Source organism: Psychrobacter sp. ASPA161_9 (assembly GCF_051970275.1).
GTDB lineage: Bacteria > Pseudomonadota > Gammaproteobacteria > Pseudomonadales > Moraxellaceae > Psychrobacter.
Map to the genome: position 1 here is coordinate 20,164 of NZ_JBEFNI010000001.1, position 17,199 is coordinate 37,362.

The following is a 17,199-nucleotide window of genomic DNA, read 5'->3' on the forward strand; positions in this document are numbered from 1 at the left end:
CTATTCACTGGTATCTAATAATAAAGATGGCAAGTGCGCTGAAAATTTCTGCATCATAGCACTAGTAACTCTCTGATAGGAATCTGAATCAAGAAGATCTAGACTTTGTATACAGCCATATTTAACCTCATCTTTTTGTAAATTTGTTATAAAGTTCTCAACACCACTTTTATTTTTTAGATAATTTATAGTTGTAGGAGGTTTTAAACAAGCCTCCTTTTGTTGAATTTTTAAATGGTTTGTAAGGGTAATAGGATTAAATTGGGCGACATCTCTAAATCTATACTTGATTTGCTCGCTTAGTAATTGTACGTTGCTTAAAAGATAATTTTTTAGTGTGGTTTTATCTACTATATGCGGATAATGATGAATTTCGAAAAACTGATTCATGTTAAGGATCTGAGCGCTTAGCATTTGAGCAGTAGTGTGCTTAGGTTGAACCTTTGTTCCTAATATTTTTTGTAAGGATTTTCTATATTTAAGCTTAGCCTTTATAGCTGAGCTTTTTCTCCAATGACCGTGGATAATAATACTATCATCATCTAGAAAGTCTCCAATTTTTGCAGGCTGATTAAAAAAGAAATCATCATTCATGTATATGAAGTAGTCGGATAGTTCAGGAATATTCCACAACATAGTTTCGATAGATCTGGTATTAAAAGTAGGTAAGAACTGCTCGTAACCTAAAAATATATCTTTGTGATCTACAATGCGAATCTTATCCTTTGGACAAAGACCTTCATTGAAAAATTCATTAATAAACTCTGGTTGTTGTTGGTCAGTAACAACATATATATGGCGGCAGAAAGGAACATATTTAATAATAGAGGCAATATTGTAATAGATCTCATTATTACTTGCGAAGCGTGTTGCACTTACGGCACCTGAGGCTACGTTTTCTGTTTTCTTATAATGTTCTCTTTTCTTTTTAAGTGTTGGACTATCGCCATCTACCCATGCAATTACAACATCTATTTTCCTTTCACCCTGCTGTTTCATATCTTATCCTATCGTTCTATTATTAATATTCTTACAACCAAAGGCTTAGACTGGTATAGTTAAACCCTTTACCAGTGTTGTCATTGACGGCTCTTAACGGACAAATCTGACCATAAAAGATAATGATTTTTCTATAGGCAGGAAAACAGAATGCGCATAAAATTTAATTTATGAATAGCGTCATTATGAAAGTAGATGAGACTATCATATAAAGTAAGTTTGCTGCAATAATTAACGGATTGGTTGGTTATTAATAGATATTAAGAAAGCTATATCAAGGCAATTATGACTCAACCTATTATTCTCCTGATATTAAAAGCACTAGAGGGGCGCGGTGCTGAACGTATGGTCACCACATTAGCTCGTGCCTATGTGAAGATGGGCTATCGTGTTCATGTACTTTGCTTAGAGAATACGCAGGAGATGATATTAGACTCTCGCGTTCAGCATCATATGGTTTCGTACAATGAGCCTCTCTTTGAACAAGAAATTGAACAAGTAGCCGCATACAAGGCAGTTGCTGAGCGCATAGATTGTTATGTTGTTGAAAATATAGGAAAGCCAGATTTAATACTCGTCAATATCTATAAACTAAATTGGATTATGGCTTACAGCCAATTACCGAATATAATAAATGTATTGCATACGGCATTATCTAGACAATTCAAAGATAAGTTGTCAAGAGCGCCAGTTCATACTATCGCACACTTGAAATTTGTATATGGTACTCATCCTTGCAGTTGCGTGAGCGAGGGTGCACGTAAAGATTTAATAGCGCTTATAGGCAATATTAGTAGGACAACAACGATTTATAATCCATGTGATGTTGATGACATTAAAAAGGCAGCCTTACAGATGCCAGATATTGAACAATTTGGCTTAGCCATTAAAGGATATATAATTCACGTAGGGTCGTTAGATACGATGAAGGGTCATTGTGATTTGTTGCAAGCTTATGCTAGGACAGACCGTAAGCTGCCGTTGGTACTAGTCGGTAAGGGCAAGCTTGAAGATGAGATTGAACGGTTATCCATTCAACTTGGTATTGAAGATTGTGTGAAATTTTTGGGATTTCAAGCCAATCCTTACTCTTTGATTTCGTCGTCAGCATTGCTGGTACTTTCATCAAAGTTTGAAGGATTTGGTTATGTCATCGTAGAAGCGCAAGCGTTAGAGGTGCCAGTAATTAGTACTGATTGTCCATTTGGTCCAAGAGAACTATTGCCAGAACAAAACTTAGTACCTGTCGGAGATATTGATGCATTAACAACACTAATTAATGAAGCAATGAGTAATCTGAGCAAATACAAAGCGCCTTTAAATCAGCAGATGTTGCCCAACCACGTCGCTTGTCAATATCTAAGGTTCGGTCAAAATTATTGAAGTTAAAAATGAGGTAAATCGAGGTTATTGAATAAGATTCTGGAAATAGGAGAGTGATTATAAACAATAACTCCATGTTCTTTGTAGACTCTGCCTAATAAATTAAACGATGGCACAATACGACCATTAATTGCCTTATCAAGTTTACTTGGAGCGCTATTGTCTGTATTTTCATAAAATCGTGGCTCATTGCTATTAAGTAGATCGATACCGTAAAGATGAATGACGATAGCGTGACGAGAAAATGCTAACTGCGCTGCCACATAAGCCACTGTGCCTGCTTCTACAAATCCATAGGTAACATCAAGAGATACTCCGATAGCAGTAGGTTTATGACTATCCTCAATGATAAAATTAGGATTTTTAGCAAAGTAGGATAAAGGTTTTTTTCTATTAAACCATCTTTTTTTAAAAGCTAACTTACTAAACAAAAACTTATTTGATTTGACTCCCCAAGGTCTATCTACTGGGTATAGTATACGCATTGCATTATGATAAGTACGCATGATATCAGGATGTGTTACGGCCAGTGCTTCAAACACAGCTAAAGTCGCATATAAGGGCTGACCCGTATAATGCTGCTGTAAAATTTCAGGATGATGGTTGATAAAGTAGGCATCGCTAATCACATAGCCGACGACATCAGTAAAGCAATATTGCTTAGTTAGACTAATACTACCATTGACAAAAATAGTGGGTATATCTAGTAAATCTGAGAGTTGTAAATGAGTAATAGAAGGGCCAGAGGCGATAATATTTATGGCTTGCTTATGCAGGCTTTGTTTTGATTCCTTGGCATTAAAAGCTTCGATAGTGATGGTCTGATTGTCAATATCAAAGTCAACGGTGGAAGGTAGTGCCAAATTTAGCGCCATATTATTTTCCAATTTTTACTTTCAACCGCTTCATGTCATTGTTTTTTGATAGCTATAATACTGATCAATTATATCGCGTTGAATAAGGAAGTAATAATAGGCGCCTAAATATTTTTACAGCCAATACTTTTTTAGCCAAGGACTTGGCTTCACATGGCGATACCATTTACCACCGCCTCCAGCTATCGCATCTGGTGGATTAATCTCCCCGTGGAAGATAATGATTTTTGCACCGTCAGGAAGTTTTGGTGCTCGCATAAAATTAAAAGGAATGGGCGCAATGCATTGATATTTAAAGCTGACGCACCATTCCTTATCCCAGTATTCTAAATGATGATGTTCACGTAAATAGTTAGATAGATAAGCCTGTTCATGGCGTACTTCCGAGCTGATTTTAGCAAAATTCTGCTCAAAATTATTTAGTAAGTTGGGGTAAGTGTTTTGACCGATTTTAAATCGATACACTGAGCTATTACCCACCATGCGCCATGGCTTTTTCCAGTCACGGATAATCACGACACTATCATCATGTTCGGCTTTATAAGTGAAGAAGCTATCAATATTGTCGACGATAACGATATCAATATCTAAAAATAGCGCGATACCTTTTAGACCATATAATTCAGGCTTAAAAGTAGTGAGCTTTTTCCAGCCGCGCTCAGGTAGCCCAGCTGGTAGATTAAGTTCAGGGATAGGATAGCATTTTACTGCAGGATCAATACCGCTACTATCATCAGTTAGGCAAACCATTTGAAAGTCTAAAGTCAGATGCCTACTGACCATATTGTACAAGCGGTTGACGTATTCAGGACCATACTTGTTACCCCATTTCATACAGATGATATAACGCTGTTCAGTCTTACTATCGCTGGTATGAACTTGAACGGTAGATAAGGATTCAGTTGTGTCAGTTGCCATAATAGACTCGTATGGATATCAAGGAAGGATTGAGAATGCTGCTAATCTTAGCATAGATGTGATTATCTGTACGTTAGCAAGCTTAAGCGTACGTACTAGGTATCTACACTATCGTTACGATGCTCAGCCTGATTGACACGAATAAAATCAGCTAGAGCAGTCTCACTAGCGCGATAAGGATTGCCCAAGACAGGTAAGTTTTTGAAACGTCGATAACCCCACATATAATGGTTAAAGTTATCGGTAATCATATTTTCCATAGCCCGATTTAGTGCATCTGCAGCAATAGAGGCATCACGATCGTAGAGGGCTGGATCATCAAGCTTATAGCAATAGATATCAAATCCACGTCCGTCATCACGACGAATACAAGATATTCCGACCAATGCACATTTGGTTTTGCTGGCAAGCTTGGAGGCAAGCGTGCTGGTCAAAGTCTTAACACCAAAGAAGGGCACAACGACACCACCTGAAGGATCAGGAACGTGATCAGGCAGTACAATACTAAAACCACCTTGTTTGAGGGTTTTAAATACTGCTTTGACACCACTACCATCGGTAGGTACTAGCGTTGCATTAAGACGTGCACGGCCTTGTAGGACAAATTCATTAGTGATATCGCCCTTAACAGGCTTATACATGATAGTCGGCGCGCCAAACTGATTTAGCCATGCGTTCATCATTTCCCATGTACCCAAATGCGGTACGATAGCAAGCATCCCATTGGGATTGGCAAGTCCTTCTAAAAGAAGCTCTTTGTTATGGACATCACAAATTTGAGCAATGCTCCATTCGGGCAACATTGCCCAGCTTTTGATAGATTCGACGCTACTTAAGCACTGATGACGAACAATATCTTTAACTAAAGTTTGTTTCTGAGATTCAGATAATTTGGGGGTGATAAGTGCCATATTGATTTTAATAGTGCGCACCAAACTTGAATTTGGCAGCCACATTATGATCCAAGCAACAAAACGTGCCAACATCTGCAATACAGACAATGGCACGTATTTGAAAATATGATACGGATTCATGACCATTCACATAGTGATGAATCACATAATAAGCAATGTAAACAAAAGCTGTGCATCATTGAACCACTTATTGAGCAGGTTTATTGGTATCAGCTTGTGCTTTTTCGCGCACACGAATACCAAGATCACGTAGCTGCTTGCTATCGACTTCAGCAGGTGCTTGGGTCAATGGGCACTCAGCAGTTTTGGTTTTTGGGAAGGCAATGACATCACGAATAGAGTCCGCACCGACCATAAGCATAATCAAGCGATCTAAACCAAAGGCCAAGCCACCATGCGGCGGCGCACCAAATTTTAATGCGTCAAGTAAGAAACCAAACTTGTCTTCAGCCTCTTGCTCACCGATACCTAAAGCATCAAGTACGGCTTGCTGCATATCAAAGGTATTGATACGTAAGCTACCACCGCCAACTTCTGTACCATTCAGTACCATATCATAAGCAATAGATAGCGCGTTTTCTGGACTATCTTTTAGCTCCTGCACTGATCCTTTAGGCTTAGTAAACGGATGGTGCATTGATGTCCAGCGACCATCATCAGTTTGCTCAAACATTGGGAAGTCAGTCACCCAAAGTGGTGCCCACTTACAAGTTGTCATTTCTAAATCTAGACCAATTTTCTGACGTAGTGCACCGATTGCATCATTGACGATACTGGCTTTATCCGCACCGAAGAAGATAATATCGTTGCTTTCAGCACCAGTACGCTCAATCAAGCTGACCAATACATCATCAGTCATGTTTTTGATGATAGGAGACTGTAGACCAGATTCTTGCTCCACGCCATTATTGATGTTGCTGGCGTCATTGACTTTAATGTACGCCAAACCGCGCGCACCATAGATACCAACGAACTTGGTATAAGCATCGATTTGTTTACGACTTAATGATGCGCCACCAGGAATGCGTAGGGCAGCAACGCGACCTTTAGGGTCGTTAGCAGGACCAGAAAATACTTTAAATTCAACGTCTTTCATCAAGTCTGCAACGTCGACCAATTTTAATGGAATACGTAAGTCAGGCTTGTCTGACGCATAGTCACGCATTGCTTCAGCATAAGTCATACGTGGGAATTGCTCAAATTCAACATCCATCATGGTTTTAAATAGATGCTTGATAAGACCTTCGTTGATATTCATGATTTCTTCTTCGTTTAAGAAAGAAGTCTCAATATCGACTTGGGTAAATTCAGGCTGACGGTCAGCACGTAAATCTTCATCACGGAAACACTTAGCGATTTGATAATAGCGATCAAATCCTGACACCATTAATAATTGCTTGAACAACTGCGGTGATTGCGGTAAGGCAAAGAAGTTACCTGGGCGCGTACGTGAAGGTACAAGATAGTCACGAGCACCTTCAGGCGTAGCACGAGTCAAAATAGGGGTTTCAACATCCAAAAAGCCATGATCGTCTAAATAACGACGAATTGCTGAAGTGGCTTTGGCGCGGAACACCATACGCTCTTGCATTTGCGGACGACGCATATCAAGATAGCGATACTTTAAACGCAAATCTTCTGAAACCGTTGTATTTTCATCATTCAAAGGAAAAGGCGGGGTTTCAGATTTGGCTAATACTTCAATCTCTTTGCCCAATAGCTCAATTTGACCGCTGGTCATATTAGCGTTTTCAGTACCTTCATAACGACGACGAACGCGGCCAGTGATTTTAAGTACATATTCAGGGCGTACCGCATCAGCAGTGGCGAATGCTTCTGGGGTATCGGGATCAACCACTACCTGCAGAAGGCCTGCACGGTCACGCATGTCTAAGAAGATCACCCCACCATGATCGCGACGACGATGTACCCAGCCTACGATACTAATAGTTTGTTCCAGCAAGCTTTCAGTGACAGCACCACAATATTCGTCTCGGTATTCGCTGTGCATCGCCATTTCGCTATCCGTTGTAATACTCTGCGTCATAATATTAGTTATCCAGTTGTCAGCCCAGTTCAAAGTACAATAATGCAGCCATCGCTATGTGATTTCAACCATCGCTATTTTTTGATTAACCCAGTACAAACTATTGTGGCAACTATAGCCATTTAGTAAGCTTGGCGTAGTTTGTCGATTGAAATTATTGGTTCAAATGGCGCCGCTATCTTAATGCATGTTGTATTCATGTCATTAAAAAATAGCAAATAAAACGCGATCAAGACAAATCCTCGTCGCGTTGGCTGCATAAAAATAGATGTAAGCGCATATTATGCCTAAAGTGCTTTTGTTATACAACTCTCCTCGCGCAATCCTAGTACAATCAATCATTACTGATGAGGTGACATAAGATTATTACAGTACTCTTATACCGTTAGCTCATAAAGTGATTAAATATTGCCACCTTGCTTGAAAACTATCTATAACGTGCACATATCAAGCTAACGCTAACCCTATAATGTAAACAAGCTAGCATCTTATTTAAGGAAACCGCTTCATGCTATTTCATCCTTCTAAAAACCCTGTTGAGTTAAGAATTATTCATCTAAATAAAAGCCAAGAACAACGTCGCCAAGATTTAATGGAAGCGACGCAAGGCAAAGCTGCATTAAAACAGTTAAAAAAGCGCATGGCCAAAAAAGCCAAGCAAGCTCTAAAAGATAAAGCCAAAGGTAAAAATAAAGGCCAGCAAGTATTTGTACTCGACTTCGATGGTGATCTTAAAGCAACTGCTGTTAAGCATTTACGTGAAGAGATTAGTACGCTAATAAGTACGGCTAATGAAGGTGATGAGGTCGTTGTGCGTCTCGAATCAGGTGGTGGCTTAGTGCATGGATATGGGCTTGCAGCAGCGCAGTTAGCTCGTCTAAAAGATGTGGGGCTTAAGTTGACCGTCTGTGTGGATAAAGTAGCTGCGAGCGGCGGTTACATGATGGCCTGTGTTGCTGATAAGATTATCGCAGCACCATTCGCTGTTATCGGTTCGATTGGCGTAGTCTCGCAGCTACCGAACTTCCATAAATGGCTCAAAAACCACGATGTTGATTATGAGATGTTCACGGCAGGTGACTACAAGCGTACGGTAACGGTCTTTGGTGAAAACGATGCAGAAGATCGAGCCAAATATCAAGAAGAGCTCGAGCAAACGCATGTGCTATTTAAACATTTTGTCAATCGCTATCGCTCAATACTAGATTTAGATAAAGTGGCTACCGGCGAGCATTGGTATGGTGAAGATGCTTTGCATCTCAATTTGGTTGATAAACTCCAAACCTCGGATAGCTATCTTTTAGAGCTGATGGATAATAATGAAGTCTATGCACTGCATTCACGCCAAAAGCCAACCTTGGCAGAAAAATTAGGGCTGTCGCAAGCGGCAGAAGCAACTTTGAGTATGGCTGCTGATAAGCTACCTGATGCTTTGATGCGCTTTGATTTTAACAGCCGTTTAAATATTTTGAAATAGAATATTAGCGACTAGATGCAATCATAAGACACAAAATTATTGCTTAAAACTGTGTATTGATTTAACAAATTCGTTTAGTAAATATAAAGGTGTGGCCTAGTCGGTCGCGCCTTTTTTGCTGTTTATTCATAATGCCTATGTTATAAATGTAGCAGACAAGAAAGAGTAAACGTACGTACACCGTAAAAGCTAAACTAGAGTTTGATTTAAAATATAACAAGGAAGAGGGATATAATAATGTCTACCAACACATCTACTGCTATGTTCACCGCAACGCCACATGGCCAAGCTATGTATGAGCAAGTCAAAGACTTTATCGCTACTCAAATTGAGCCGATAGAAGCGCAGTTTTGGCAAGATTGTCACGAGCAAAATCCTGATGGCAATTGGAAAAACTGGCAATGGCCTGAAAAATACGAAAGCTTACGTAAGCAAGCTCGCGAAGCTGGATTATGGAATCTGTTTTTACCTGATAATACCTTAGGTGCTGGGCTGTCTGTTACTGATTATGCACCGATTGCAGAGTTGACAGGACATAGCTTATTAGCGCCTTATGTCTTTAACTGCAATGCTCCAGATAGTGGCAATATGGAGCTGCTATGGCGTTATGGTTCTGAGGAGCAGCAGGACAAATGGTTGACGCCATTATTAGAGGGTAAAACTCGCTCGGTATTTTGTATGACTGAGCCTGAAGTAGCGTCAAGTGATGCGACCAATATGCAGGCAACTGCTGTGGTTGAAGGTGATGAAATCGTTATTAATGGTAGCAAATGGTGGTCGTCTGGTCTTGGTGATCCTGCTGTTAATGTGTTAATCGTGATGGCTTATACCCCTGACGAGAGTAAAGATCGTCACCATCAGCATTCTATGGTATTGGTACCAGCGAAAAATGCAGGGGTCAATATCGAGCGCATGCTAAAAGTATTCGGTGATTATGATGCACCGCATGGTCATGGCGAAGTTAGCTTTGACAATGTTCGCGTACCTGTCGATAGCTTTATCGGCGGACCGGGTATGGGCTTTGAGATTGCTCAAGGTCGACTAGGGCCAGGTCGCATTCATCACTGCATGCGTTGTATTGGTGCAGCGGAGAAGTCGTTAGAATTGGCAGTGAAACGCGGCATGGAACGTACCGCATTTGGCCAGCCGCTATTACAACTAGGTGGCAACCTCGAGCGTATCGCTGAGGCACGTATCAAAATCGATCAAGCACGTCTGCTTACATTATATGCCGCGCAAAAAATGGATGCACAAGGCACTAAAGCCGCATTGACTGAGATATCAGCCATTAAAGTTGTAGCGCCAACAGTATTACAAGAAGTTGTCGATATGGCGATTCAAATTCATGGCGGTATGGGCGTGTGCCAAGATACGCTGTTGCCAAGCTTTTTTGCACAAGCGCGCGCGCTGCGCTTAGCCGATGGTCCTGACGAAGTGCACAAAACTATGATTGCCAAATTAGAACTAAAGCGTCAAGGGTTTCGCCTTAAACGCTAAATAATAATTCGCGAGTAATTAAAATAGCCTAAGCAGGAATAAGTTTAATTTAAGAACAATAGATGACCGACTTTGAAATAGTTTCTTGAAACCATTTAAGTTTAAAATAATTGTCAAGGTCGGTCTTTCTTAAAAATATTATTATTAATAAGTGGCTACTAAGCGACCACATGATAAGGAATATCACATGGCAACAGATAACAATAATATGACGACCAATAATAAGGTGTTAGATAAAGGCGGACCAGTACGAGAAGGTGAGGCGCTTGATGCACAAGCAGTTAGTGACTGGTTGCGTGCTCAGGGCGTTGATATCACAGGCGAGCCTACCGTTACGCAGTTCTCAGGCGGTGCTTCAAATTGGACATATCGTCTACAATATGGCGGTGATAAAGGCCAAGATCTCATCTTACGCCGTCCGCCAAAAGGTACCAAAGCCAAGTCTGCCCATGATATGGTACGTGAATATACCGTACAGAATGCGCTGATGGATGCTTATCCTTATGTACCAAAGATGGTAGCTTTGTGCACGGATGAAGATGTAATCGGAGCAGATTTCTACGTCATGGAACGTATGGAAGGTATTATTCCGCGTGCCAATTTACCAAAAGAGATTGAACTTAATCCTACGCAGACGCGTGAGCTATGTACCAATGTGATTGATGCCTTGATTGAGTTGCATCAAGTTGATTATCAACAACATCCTGACTTAGTAGCGCTGGGTCGCGGTGACGGCTACTGCGAGCGGCAAGTCAGTGGCTGGGATAAGCGTTATGTGAAAGCCAAAACCCTTAACGTGCCAAGTTTTGCGCTAGTGCGACAATGGCTTGGAAAACATACGCCTGCCGACAGCACTACTTGTGTCATTCATAATGATTGGCGTTTTGACAATGTTATCTTAGATGCCGCTGATCCTACCAAAGTTATTGGGGTATTAGATTGGGAGATGGCTACTTTAGGCGATCCATTGATGGACTTGGGTAGCGCATTGGCTTATTGGATTGAAGAAGATGATAATATCATTATGCAACAGTCACGCCGTCAGCCGACGCATTTAGAAGGCATGATGACACGTGATGAAGTGGTTGAATATTATCTTGAGCGTACTGGTCTACAGATAGAAAACTGGACGTTTTATGAGGTATTTGGGTTATTTCGCTTAGCGGGTATCGTGCAGCAAATCTATTATCGCTATTATCATAAGCAGACGCAAAATCCTGCTTTTAAAAACTTCTGGATTATCGTCCATGTCCTGCATGCTAAGTGTCTGAAGCTGATTGCAAAGCATGAAGGCGATGCGCTATTTATGACTCATGTACAGCCACATTTGCAAGATATGGGCATGGATGCTGCTACCATCGAGCAGTTACCAAGCCCTGTACGAAACGTTATTAAAGGTATATTGCCAAAAGGCTATTTTGATCAAAAAGCTAACTCATCTGAAAAATAAAACTTTAGAATATAATAAAAGGTAATAGTGCTATGACAACTATTCTGTTGGCACGCCATGGTCAGGCATCGTTCGGACAAGAAAACTACGATCAGCTCTCAGAGTTGGGTAGTACGCAGGCGCGCTTGCTTGGTCAGCATTATGCGACCACACAGCGCCGTATCGATGCGATATTTACAGGCAGCCTATCACGGCAACAGGATTCTGCACGCTATTTTTGGGAGACCTATCAACCTTCTGTAACTACTAGCGATGCTAAACCTGCATTGGATCTGTCGGCTCCTGATAGCTATGTCATCGATGCATTTAATGAGTTTAACCATAAAGATGTCTTTATCAAGTCTGACCCGGCTTTTACTACTCAAGAGGCTGTTGCCCAAGAGCTTGCTAAGTCTGATACACCAAAGGCTCGTTTAGCTGAATTGTTTAATCTTGCAATGCAGCGCTGGCATGCTGGCGATAATGATTCAGACTATCTGGAAAGTTGGCCGCAGTTTAACGTACGTGCACAACAAGCACTTGAGCATGTACGCACGCAAGCTACGCAACTGAGCCATTTAGAGCGTGATAGCACTATACTAGTCTTTACTTCAGGTGGAGTAATCGCTGCTATTACTGCTCATTTATTGCAGCAAGGCAGTCAGACGGCCTATCAATTGAATAGAAGTCTTGTCAATACAGGCGTTACCTCTATTACCTTAAAAGAGCAAGCCCCGCGTTTACTATCTTTAAATGAATATAGTCATTTATTTGCTGATGGTAAGCGCTATGTTACTTGGCGCTAATCGCGTTTTATAATTGGTTTTGAGGACTCTAGTTACTACGGTAAGTATAATAAAGATATAAATAACTGAATAGTTGAGCCAGTTGAGCTATAAACGCGTTATTACTTGTTTTGATACACAACCGGCACCCATCTGCTCAAACATATCTACTATAATAGGTATTTTTTAGAAACACTCTTTTATATTTATATTAATGCACTGATAGATAAGGGACTGCTTATGCAAAATAAATTAATAAGCCTAGTAACGCAGACGGCTAAGCAAGGCAAGGATCAGGCATTAAGTGCCATTCAACCGGCACGCTATTTAAAAGGTTTGACCACATCTCAAGTTGGAAAAGGTAAAACTGTTTTGATTACAGGTGCCAGTTCAGGTCTTGGCGAAGGGATGGCACGGTTATTTGCAAAGCTGGGCTACAATTTAGCTATTTGTGCTCGTCGTACCGATCGTTTGGATCAACTTAGAGCTGAGTTGACAGAGCTGTATCCTGAGATAAGAGTGGCTTATCGTGTCCTAGACGTCACTGACTATGACGCAATATTTAAAGTGTTTGATGCTTTCGCTGAAGATTTTGGTCACATAGATCGGGTAGTGGTCAATGCTGGAGTAGGTGAGAGTCGCCGTATTGGTAAAGGTCGTTTTGAGACCAATCGCCGTACCGCTGAGATCAACTTTGTCTCTGCATTGGCACAGTGTGAAGCTGCGATGAAAATCTTTCGCGCGCAGAATAATGGTCACCTAGTAGTGATATCTAGTATGTCGGCGATGCGCGGTTTACCTAAGCATATGACTACTTATGGGGCGAGTAAAGCAGGTTTGGCATATTTAGCAGAAGGTATTCGTGCTGATATGTTGCTGACTAAATTACCGATTAAAGTCTCTACTATTTATCCAGGTTATATCCGTACTGAAATTAATACCAACGCCAAGCCACTACCGTTTGAAGTTGATGCTGATACCGGTACTAAATCTATCGTAGCTGCCATTGAATCAGGTGTTGCAGAAGCATGTGTACCAAGCCTACCATGGTCAATCGTAGGACAGGCGATGAAGCATTTGCCACTTAATGTAGTCAATAAAATAAGCTAGTCGGTTAATTGACACTTATTTAGATAACAAATAACCCTCTACACGATAATGTAGAGGGCTTTTTTGTGGACGTTGTTCTTTGTATCTGTAAATCTAGAATAAACTTGGTCTCTGAGCAAAAACCTAACCGAGATTCATCACTATTACTAAAATTAGTATTGAAATAATTTAGTTGTATAATTTAACAGTAGACTAACATAGCTGTAATTGATGTTTATATTGCGGTAGGAATACTAAACAGTATATAAAAAAAGTAGACAATTATATTTATATATGATGCAAAACAAAGAAGACCAATGGTCACTGGGGTAGGATAAATTGCTTTCTGCGGTTAAAGAAACGTCTATAAATGAGAAGTGCGCTTATCGTACAGCCAAGTGTACTGCTTACACAGATTAAAAACATGGTTACTATCTGATAGCGTACGGCCTGGGTAGGATCTGCGCCAGCGAGTATCTGACCAGTCATCATACCTGGTAGACTGACGATACCGACGACTAGCATAGAATTAAGAGTGGGAGTCATACCATTGACGATTGCAGCACGTATCTGCTCGTGCACAGCTTCAAACGGATAGGCAGATAAGCTCAACATCATCTCAATACGTCCCTGCTGCTCGTGAAACGATTCGACAAGTTGATTGCTGGTCAAGGAGATAGCAGTCAGAGAATTACCTAGTATCAGACCCAATATTGGAATAACAAATTGCGGTGTATACCATGGCTCTACCCTCAAAATAAGGCCAATGGCGATAATGGTAACCAGTACAGCTGATGTGCCGACTGCAATAAGAGTGTCAGTAAACAAACCTTTATAAATGCGTTTGACTCGATTTTTGGCAGCTACTCCTGCAATGAGAGTCATAATGGTTAAAATTAATAATACTTCATACCATTGTTCACGCGCAAAAATCCAAGCGAGTATCAGTCCAATAAAGCTGAGCTGGACTACTGTACGAATAGCCGCGATTAAAAGTGTTTTAGTCAGTTTTAGGCGTAGTCGCCATGACACGATTAGCACAATGACAATCAAGCTGCTGGCAAGTGCAATGTCACCGTAAGTCAGTAAGATTTGGATATCATCTGTACGAATCATATGTGCTCGTCATAAAATCAATTAATGGTGAACAGGAGAGAGCGAATAAAGGTTGGAGCAGTCAGGCTTATAGAGAGTAAGTTAGTTATGCTATTAAAATATCTCAGTTAACACGCCTGCTTGCATATGCCAATGCTTATCTGCTAATGGCATAATATCTTGCGTATCATGAGTTATCCATAATAGAGTGCGTTGAGGTTTTGATTGTAACCAGCTGATTAGTAAGTGTACAAGCTTCGCTGACGTATCAGCATCTAAAGCCGCCGTAGGCTCATCTAATAGCAGTACTTGTGGATTTAACTGTAATAAGCGCAGGGTATTAACCAATTGTCGCTCACCGCCTGATAAGTGACTGGCCTCTTGCTGTAAAAAGTCTGCTGTACGCTTTAGATACGCAAGCTGCTCTATATGCCAGTCGATATCAAACTGCCTATGCTGATGCGCTTGTAGCCGGTAAGGCATTTGCATGTTTTCAAGGACGCTACCTTCTAGCAGCTGTGGATGCTGGGCAAGTAAAGCAACTTGCGCGCGCCACTGTGTAGGTGAGGTGTCATGAATACTAAGATAGTCATTGCTATTTTGTCCGCTACCATCTTTATATCTGCTACCGTCTTGACGTAGCCAAACATCGCCTGTGGTGATGGGTGACAGTCCAGCTAGAGCTCTTAGTAATACAGATTTACCACTGCCAGAATGACCGGTCAATACTGTCACTTGTCCTTCTTGTAAGGTGCCACTAACGCCAGTTATCAACGCCCGTTTATGAGTAGATAGAGAGTTATCCGAGGCTGATTTAAGTTTGCTTTTTATCGTCGTCAGCCATTTTTTAGGCGTTGCAGGCTCACTAGCTAGAGCAGCACTTTCTTCACCGCTCGGACTTACCATTGTAGAACGCTTGCTATATACCCAGATATTTTCGAAAGTGAGCAAAGGCTTCTTATTGACAGTCATAGGTAGATATCATTGCTCATTAGCGTGGTGGGTAATAGCTTGCTGAATACTATTTTGAAGATTCTTTGGTACTCTTATTGGCCGTATGGGCGCAGCACTAGCTGGGGTAGTAGAGTTAGTAGTTGGATCTGTTGGTTCTGGTTTTGTCTGATTTTGCACGCAAGCAATGACGATTTTAGCGCTGCTTAATAGAGTTTCTGCAGAGGTACGGTTTTTTTGATCCGCCTCCTCTGCCACACGACGATGAATACTTTGATAGAATACAATACTGGCAGGTTTTAGCTCAACTTTATCAATGCGTACATCAATGATTTCATCTAAGAATATAGCTTTTTTATACTGTAATTGTGCCTGACTCACTACAAAATGCTGAATTTGGCCATCATCAGAATGCATAAAATAGCCATTTAATCCAAGCTTGCTGAACCAGTCGCGGCGGCAGTTTTCAAAAAATACTAAGTGATTGGCATGATAGACTATACCGCCAGCGTCAGTATGGTTGATATATACATGGTAATCAGTAGAAAATAGCGGTGTAGCTGTAGAATTTGATGTTTCTGTAGTCATAATTTGGCTCATATAGTTTGGCTGATAGAATTGTTCAATAAAAGTGCTTCAATACTTACTAATGCATACAATATAAAAATTATTAGGATCAAAGTATTAAATTGGTGTTTATGTCATAACGACCAATAAAGTAAGATTTTCCACTGTAGCCTAAGATTTGAGATCACGCAACAGATGAGACAGCTTAGGTCTGTTATCATAGCTATTTATTACCGCATTATATGCAGAAATTTATCAAAAGTAATTAAACTCGAATCAATATAGGATATCGCATGACCCGTTTTGTTAGTTTTAATATCAATGGTATTCGCGCCCGTCAACATCAGCTTGAGGCGGTGCGAGAAGTAATCGACCCTGATGTGATGGGGTTGCAAGAAACTAAGGTTCATGATGACCAGTTTCCCCTTGAAAATGTAGAGAGCCTTGGTTATCACATTGAGTATTTTGGGCAAAAAGGACATTACGGGGTGGCACTATTATCCAAGGTTGCGCCTATATTTGTACAAAAAGGTTTTCCTGGAGAAGATGAGGAAGCGCAAAAACGCTTTATCCACGCACGCTACGAATTGCAAGGACGCGAGATTGATGTGCTTAATGGTTATTTTCCGCAAGGTGAGAGCCAAGATCATCCGACTAAATTTCCAATGAAGCGCGCCTACTATGCTGATTTGATAGCTTATATTGATACGCTAAAGGCAGAAGGGCGCTCGCTTATTATCATGGGCGATATGAACATTGCGCCAGAAGATATAGACATTGGCATCGGTGAGGCTAATGCTAAACGCTGGCTCAAAAATAGAAAAACTTCGTTTTTGCCAGAAGAGCGCGAGTGGTATGCGGACTTAATGTCACGCGACTTAATCGATACCTATCGTCTGCACTATCCAGAAAGCACTGAGTTATATAGCTGGTTTGACTATCGCAGTCGCGGCTTCAACGATGACCCAAAGCGTGGCTTACGTATTGATCATATTCTATGTACCCCTGACTTAACTAGCCAGTGTGTCGATGCAGGTATCAGCTATGAGTTACGTGCAATGGAAAAACCTTCAGACCATGCACCCATCTGGTCAGCGTTTGATTTAGGTCAAGACTAGTGCGTGCGCAAAAGTAATATTGATAAATGCATCTCTAATAAATAACTCTAAAAAT

15 protein-coding genes are annotated in these 17,199 nt (G+C 40.9%); 7 read left to right on the forward strand and 8 right to left on the reverse strand.

The features are described from left to right. On the reverse strand, nucleotides 1-999 hold the full coding sequence (locus tag ACTQ9S_RS00100) for a Stealth CR1 domain-containing protein (protein ID WP_440453146.1): 999 nt from the start codon (nucleotides 997-999) through the stop codon (nucleotides 1-3). A gap of 285 nt (nucleotides 1,000-1,284) precedes the next feature. On the opposite strand from ACTQ9S_RS00100, the gene ACTQ9S_RS00105 reads away from it, so the two are divergent. Then, a complete protein-coding gene (locus ACTQ9S_RS00105) occupies nucleotides 1,285-2,382 on the forward strand; it encodes a glycosyltransferase (RefSeq protein WP_440453147.1) in 1,098 nt (365 codons plus the stop codon). Between the two features lie 2 nt (nucleotides 2,383-2,384). On the opposite strand, the gene ACTQ9S_RS00110 is transcribed toward ACTQ9S_RS00105, so the two are convergent. From ACTQ9S_RS00110 to aspS, 4 genes are all read right to left on the reverse strand, one after another. After that, the gene (locus ACTQ9S_RS00110; RefSeq protein WP_440453149.1) at nucleotides 2,385-3,257 is read right to left on the reverse strand and encodes a hypothetical protein; all 873 of its coding nucleotides are present in this window, start codon (nucleotides 3,255-3,257) and stop codon (nucleotides 2,385-2,387) included. 114 nt (nucleotides 3,258-3,371) lie between these two features. Further along, nucleotides 3,372-4,175 carry a glycosyltransferase gene (locus ACTQ9S_RS00115; RefSeq protein WP_440453151.1) on the reverse strand — a complete coding sequence of 268 codons (804 nt, stop codon included), beginning with the start codon at nucleotides 4,173-4,175 and terminating at the stop codon, nucleotides 3,372-3,374. Between the two features lie 95 nt (nucleotides 4,176-4,270). Continuing rightward, nucleotides 4,271-5,209, reverse strand: a complete 939-nt coding sequence (locus ACTQ9S_RS00120) for a lysophospholipid acyltransferase family protein (RefSeq protein ID WP_440453153.1) — start codon at nucleotides 5,207-5,209, stop codon at nucleotides 4,271-4,273. Between the two features lie 67 nt (nucleotides 5,210-5,276). Beyond that, entirely contained in the window at nucleotides 5,277-7,136 is a 1,860-nt protein-coding gene (gene aspS / locus ACTQ9S_RS00125; RefSeq protein ID WP_440453154.1) for an aspartate--tRNA ligase, read from the reverse strand. Nucleotides 7,137-7,644: 508 nt separating this feature from the next. On the opposite strand from aspS, the gene sohB reads away from it, so the two are divergent. From sohB to ACTQ9S_RS00150, 5 genes are all read left to right on the forward strand, one after another. Then, a complete protein-coding gene (gene sohB, locus ACTQ9S_RS00130) occupies nucleotides 7,645-8,613 on the forward strand; it encodes a protease SohB (protein ID WP_440453156.1) in 969 nt (322 codons plus the stop codon). A 261-nt stretch (nucleotides 8,614-8,874) separates the two neighbouring features. Then, nucleotides 8,875-10,110: an acyl-CoA dehydrogenase family protein gene (locus tag ACTQ9S_RS00135; RefSeq protein WP_440453661.1), complete on the forward strand. Its 1,236-nt coding sequence runs from the start codon at nucleotides 8,875-8,877 to the stop codon at nucleotides 10,108-10,110. A 187-nt stretch (nucleotides 10,111-10,297) separates the two neighbouring features. Continuing rightward, nucleotides 10,298-11,560, forward strand: coding sequence for a phosphotransferase family protein (locus ACTQ9S_RS00140; protein ID WP_440453157.1), 1,263 nt, complete (start codon nucleotides 10,298-10,300; stop codon nucleotides 11,558-11,560). A 32-nt stretch (nucleotides 11,561-11,592) separates the two neighbouring features. Further along, nucleotides 11,593-12,345 (forward strand): histidine phosphatase family protein, encoded by a 753-nt coding sequence (locus tag ACTQ9S_RS00145; RefSeq protein ID WP_440453159.1) that lies wholly within the window; start codon nucleotides 11,593-11,595, stop codon nucleotides 12,343-12,345. Between the two features lie 219 nt (nucleotides 12,346-12,564). Next, nucleotides 12,565-13,434 carry an SDR family oxidoreductase gene (locus ACTQ9S_RS00150; RefSeq protein ID WP_350656285.1) on the forward strand — a complete coding sequence of 290 codons (870 nt, stop codon included), beginning with the start codon at nucleotides 12,565-12,567 and terminating at the stop codon, nucleotides 13,432-13,434. A gap of 300 nt (nucleotides 13,435-13,734) precedes the next feature. Here ACTQ9S_RS00150 and ACTQ9S_RS00155 read toward each other — a convergent pair whose 3' ends face one another. The 3 genes from ACTQ9S_RS00155 to ACTQ9S_RS00165 form a co-directional block, all read right to left on the reverse strand. Beyond that, the gene (locus tag ACTQ9S_RS00155; RefSeq protein ID WP_350656288.1) at nucleotides 13,735-14,529 is read right to left on the reverse strand and encodes an ABC transporter permease; all 795 of its coding nucleotides are present in this window, start codon (nucleotides 14,527-14,529) and stop codon (nucleotides 13,735-13,737) included. Nucleotides 14,530-14,622: 93 nt separating this feature from the next. After that, nucleotides 14,623-15,480 (reverse strand): ABC transporter ATP-binding protein, encoded by an 858-nt coding sequence (locus ACTQ9S_RS00160; RefSeq protein ID WP_440453161.1) that lies wholly within the window; start codon nucleotides 15,478-15,480, stop codon nucleotides 14,623-14,625. A gap of 9 nt (nucleotides 15,481-15,489) precedes the next feature. Next, the gene (locus ACTQ9S_RS00165; protein WP_228138927.1) at nucleotides 15,490-16,047 is read right to left on the reverse strand and encodes a thioesterase family protein; all 558 of its coding nucleotides are present in this window, start codon (nucleotides 16,045-16,047) and stop codon (nucleotides 15,490-15,492) included. A gap of 272 nt (nucleotides 16,048-16,319) precedes the next feature. On the opposite strand from ACTQ9S_RS00165, the gene xthA reads away from it, so the two are divergent. Beyond that, the gene (gene xthA / locus ACTQ9S_RS00170; protein WP_068035638.1) at nucleotides 16,320-17,144 is read left to right on the forward strand and encodes an exodeoxyribonuclease III; all 825 of its coding nucleotides are present in this window, start codon (nucleotides 16,320-16,322) and stop codon (nucleotides 17,142-17,144) included. The last annotated feature ends 55 nt before the right edge of the window (nucleotides 17,145-17,199 follow it).

Excerpts from the sequence above, each read along its gene's own strand:
- ACTQ9S_RS00135 (WP_440453661.1), top strand. The coding sequence starts at position 8,875 with ATGTTCACCGCAACGCCACATGGCCAAGCTATGTATGAGCAAGTCAAA.
- ACTQ9S_RS00100 (WP_440453146.1), bottom strand. The coding sequence starts at position 999 with ATGAAACAGCAGGGTGAAAGGAAAATAGATGTTGTAATTGCATGGGTA.
- aspS (WP_440453154.1), bottom strand. The coding sequence starts at position 7,136 with ATGACGCAGAGTATTACAACGGATAGCGAAATGGCGATGCACAGCGAA.
- ACTQ9S_RS00150 (WP_350656285.1), top strand. The coding sequence starts at position 12,565 with ATGCAAAATAAATTAATAAGCCTAGTAACGCAGACGGCTAAGCAAGGC.
- ACTQ9S_RS00155 (WP_350656288.1), bottom strand. The coding sequence starts at position 14,529 with ATGATTCGTACAGATGATATCCAAATCTTACTGACTTACGGTGACATT.
- ACTQ9S_RS00145 (WP_440453159.1), top strand. The coding sequence starts at position 11,593 with ATGACAACTATTCTGTTGGCACGCCATGGTCAGGCATCGTTCGGACAA.
- ACTQ9S_RS00160 (WP_440453161.1), bottom strand. The coding sequence starts at position 15,480 with ATGACTGTCAATAAGAAGCCTTTGCTCACTTTCGAAAATATCTGGGTA.
- xthA (WP_068035638.1), top strand. The coding sequence starts at position 16,320 with ATGACCCGTTTTGTTAGTTTTAATATCAATGGTATTCGCGCCCGTCAA.
- ACTQ9S_RS00105 (WP_440453147.1), top strand. The coding sequence starts at position 1,285 with ATGACTCAACCTATTATTCTCCTGATATTAAAAGCACTAGAGGGGCGC.
- ACTQ9S_RS00120 (WP_440453153.1), bottom strand. The coding sequence starts at position 5,209 with ATGAATCCGTATCATATTTTCAAATACGTGCCATTGTCTGTATTGCAG.
- ACTQ9S_RS00115 (WP_440453151.1), bottom strand. The coding sequence starts at position 4,175 with ATGGCAACTGACACAACTGAATCCTTATCTACCGTTCAAGTTCATACC.
- ACTQ9S_RS00110 (WP_440453149.1), bottom strand. The coding sequence starts at position 3,257 with ATGGCGCTAAATTTGGCACTACCTTCCACCGTTGACTTTGATATTGAC.
- ACTQ9S_RS00140 (WP_440453157.1), top strand. The coding sequence starts at position 10,298 with ATGGCAACAGATAACAATAATATGACGACCAATAATAAGGTGTTAGAT.
- sohB (WP_440453156.1), top strand. The coding sequence starts at position 7,645 with ATGCTATTTCATCCTTCTAAAAACCCTGTTGAGTTAAGAATTATTCAT.
- ACTQ9S_RS00165 (WP_228138927.1), bottom strand. The coding sequence starts at position 16,047 with ATGACTACAGAAACATCAAATTCTACAGCTACACCGCTATTTTCTACT.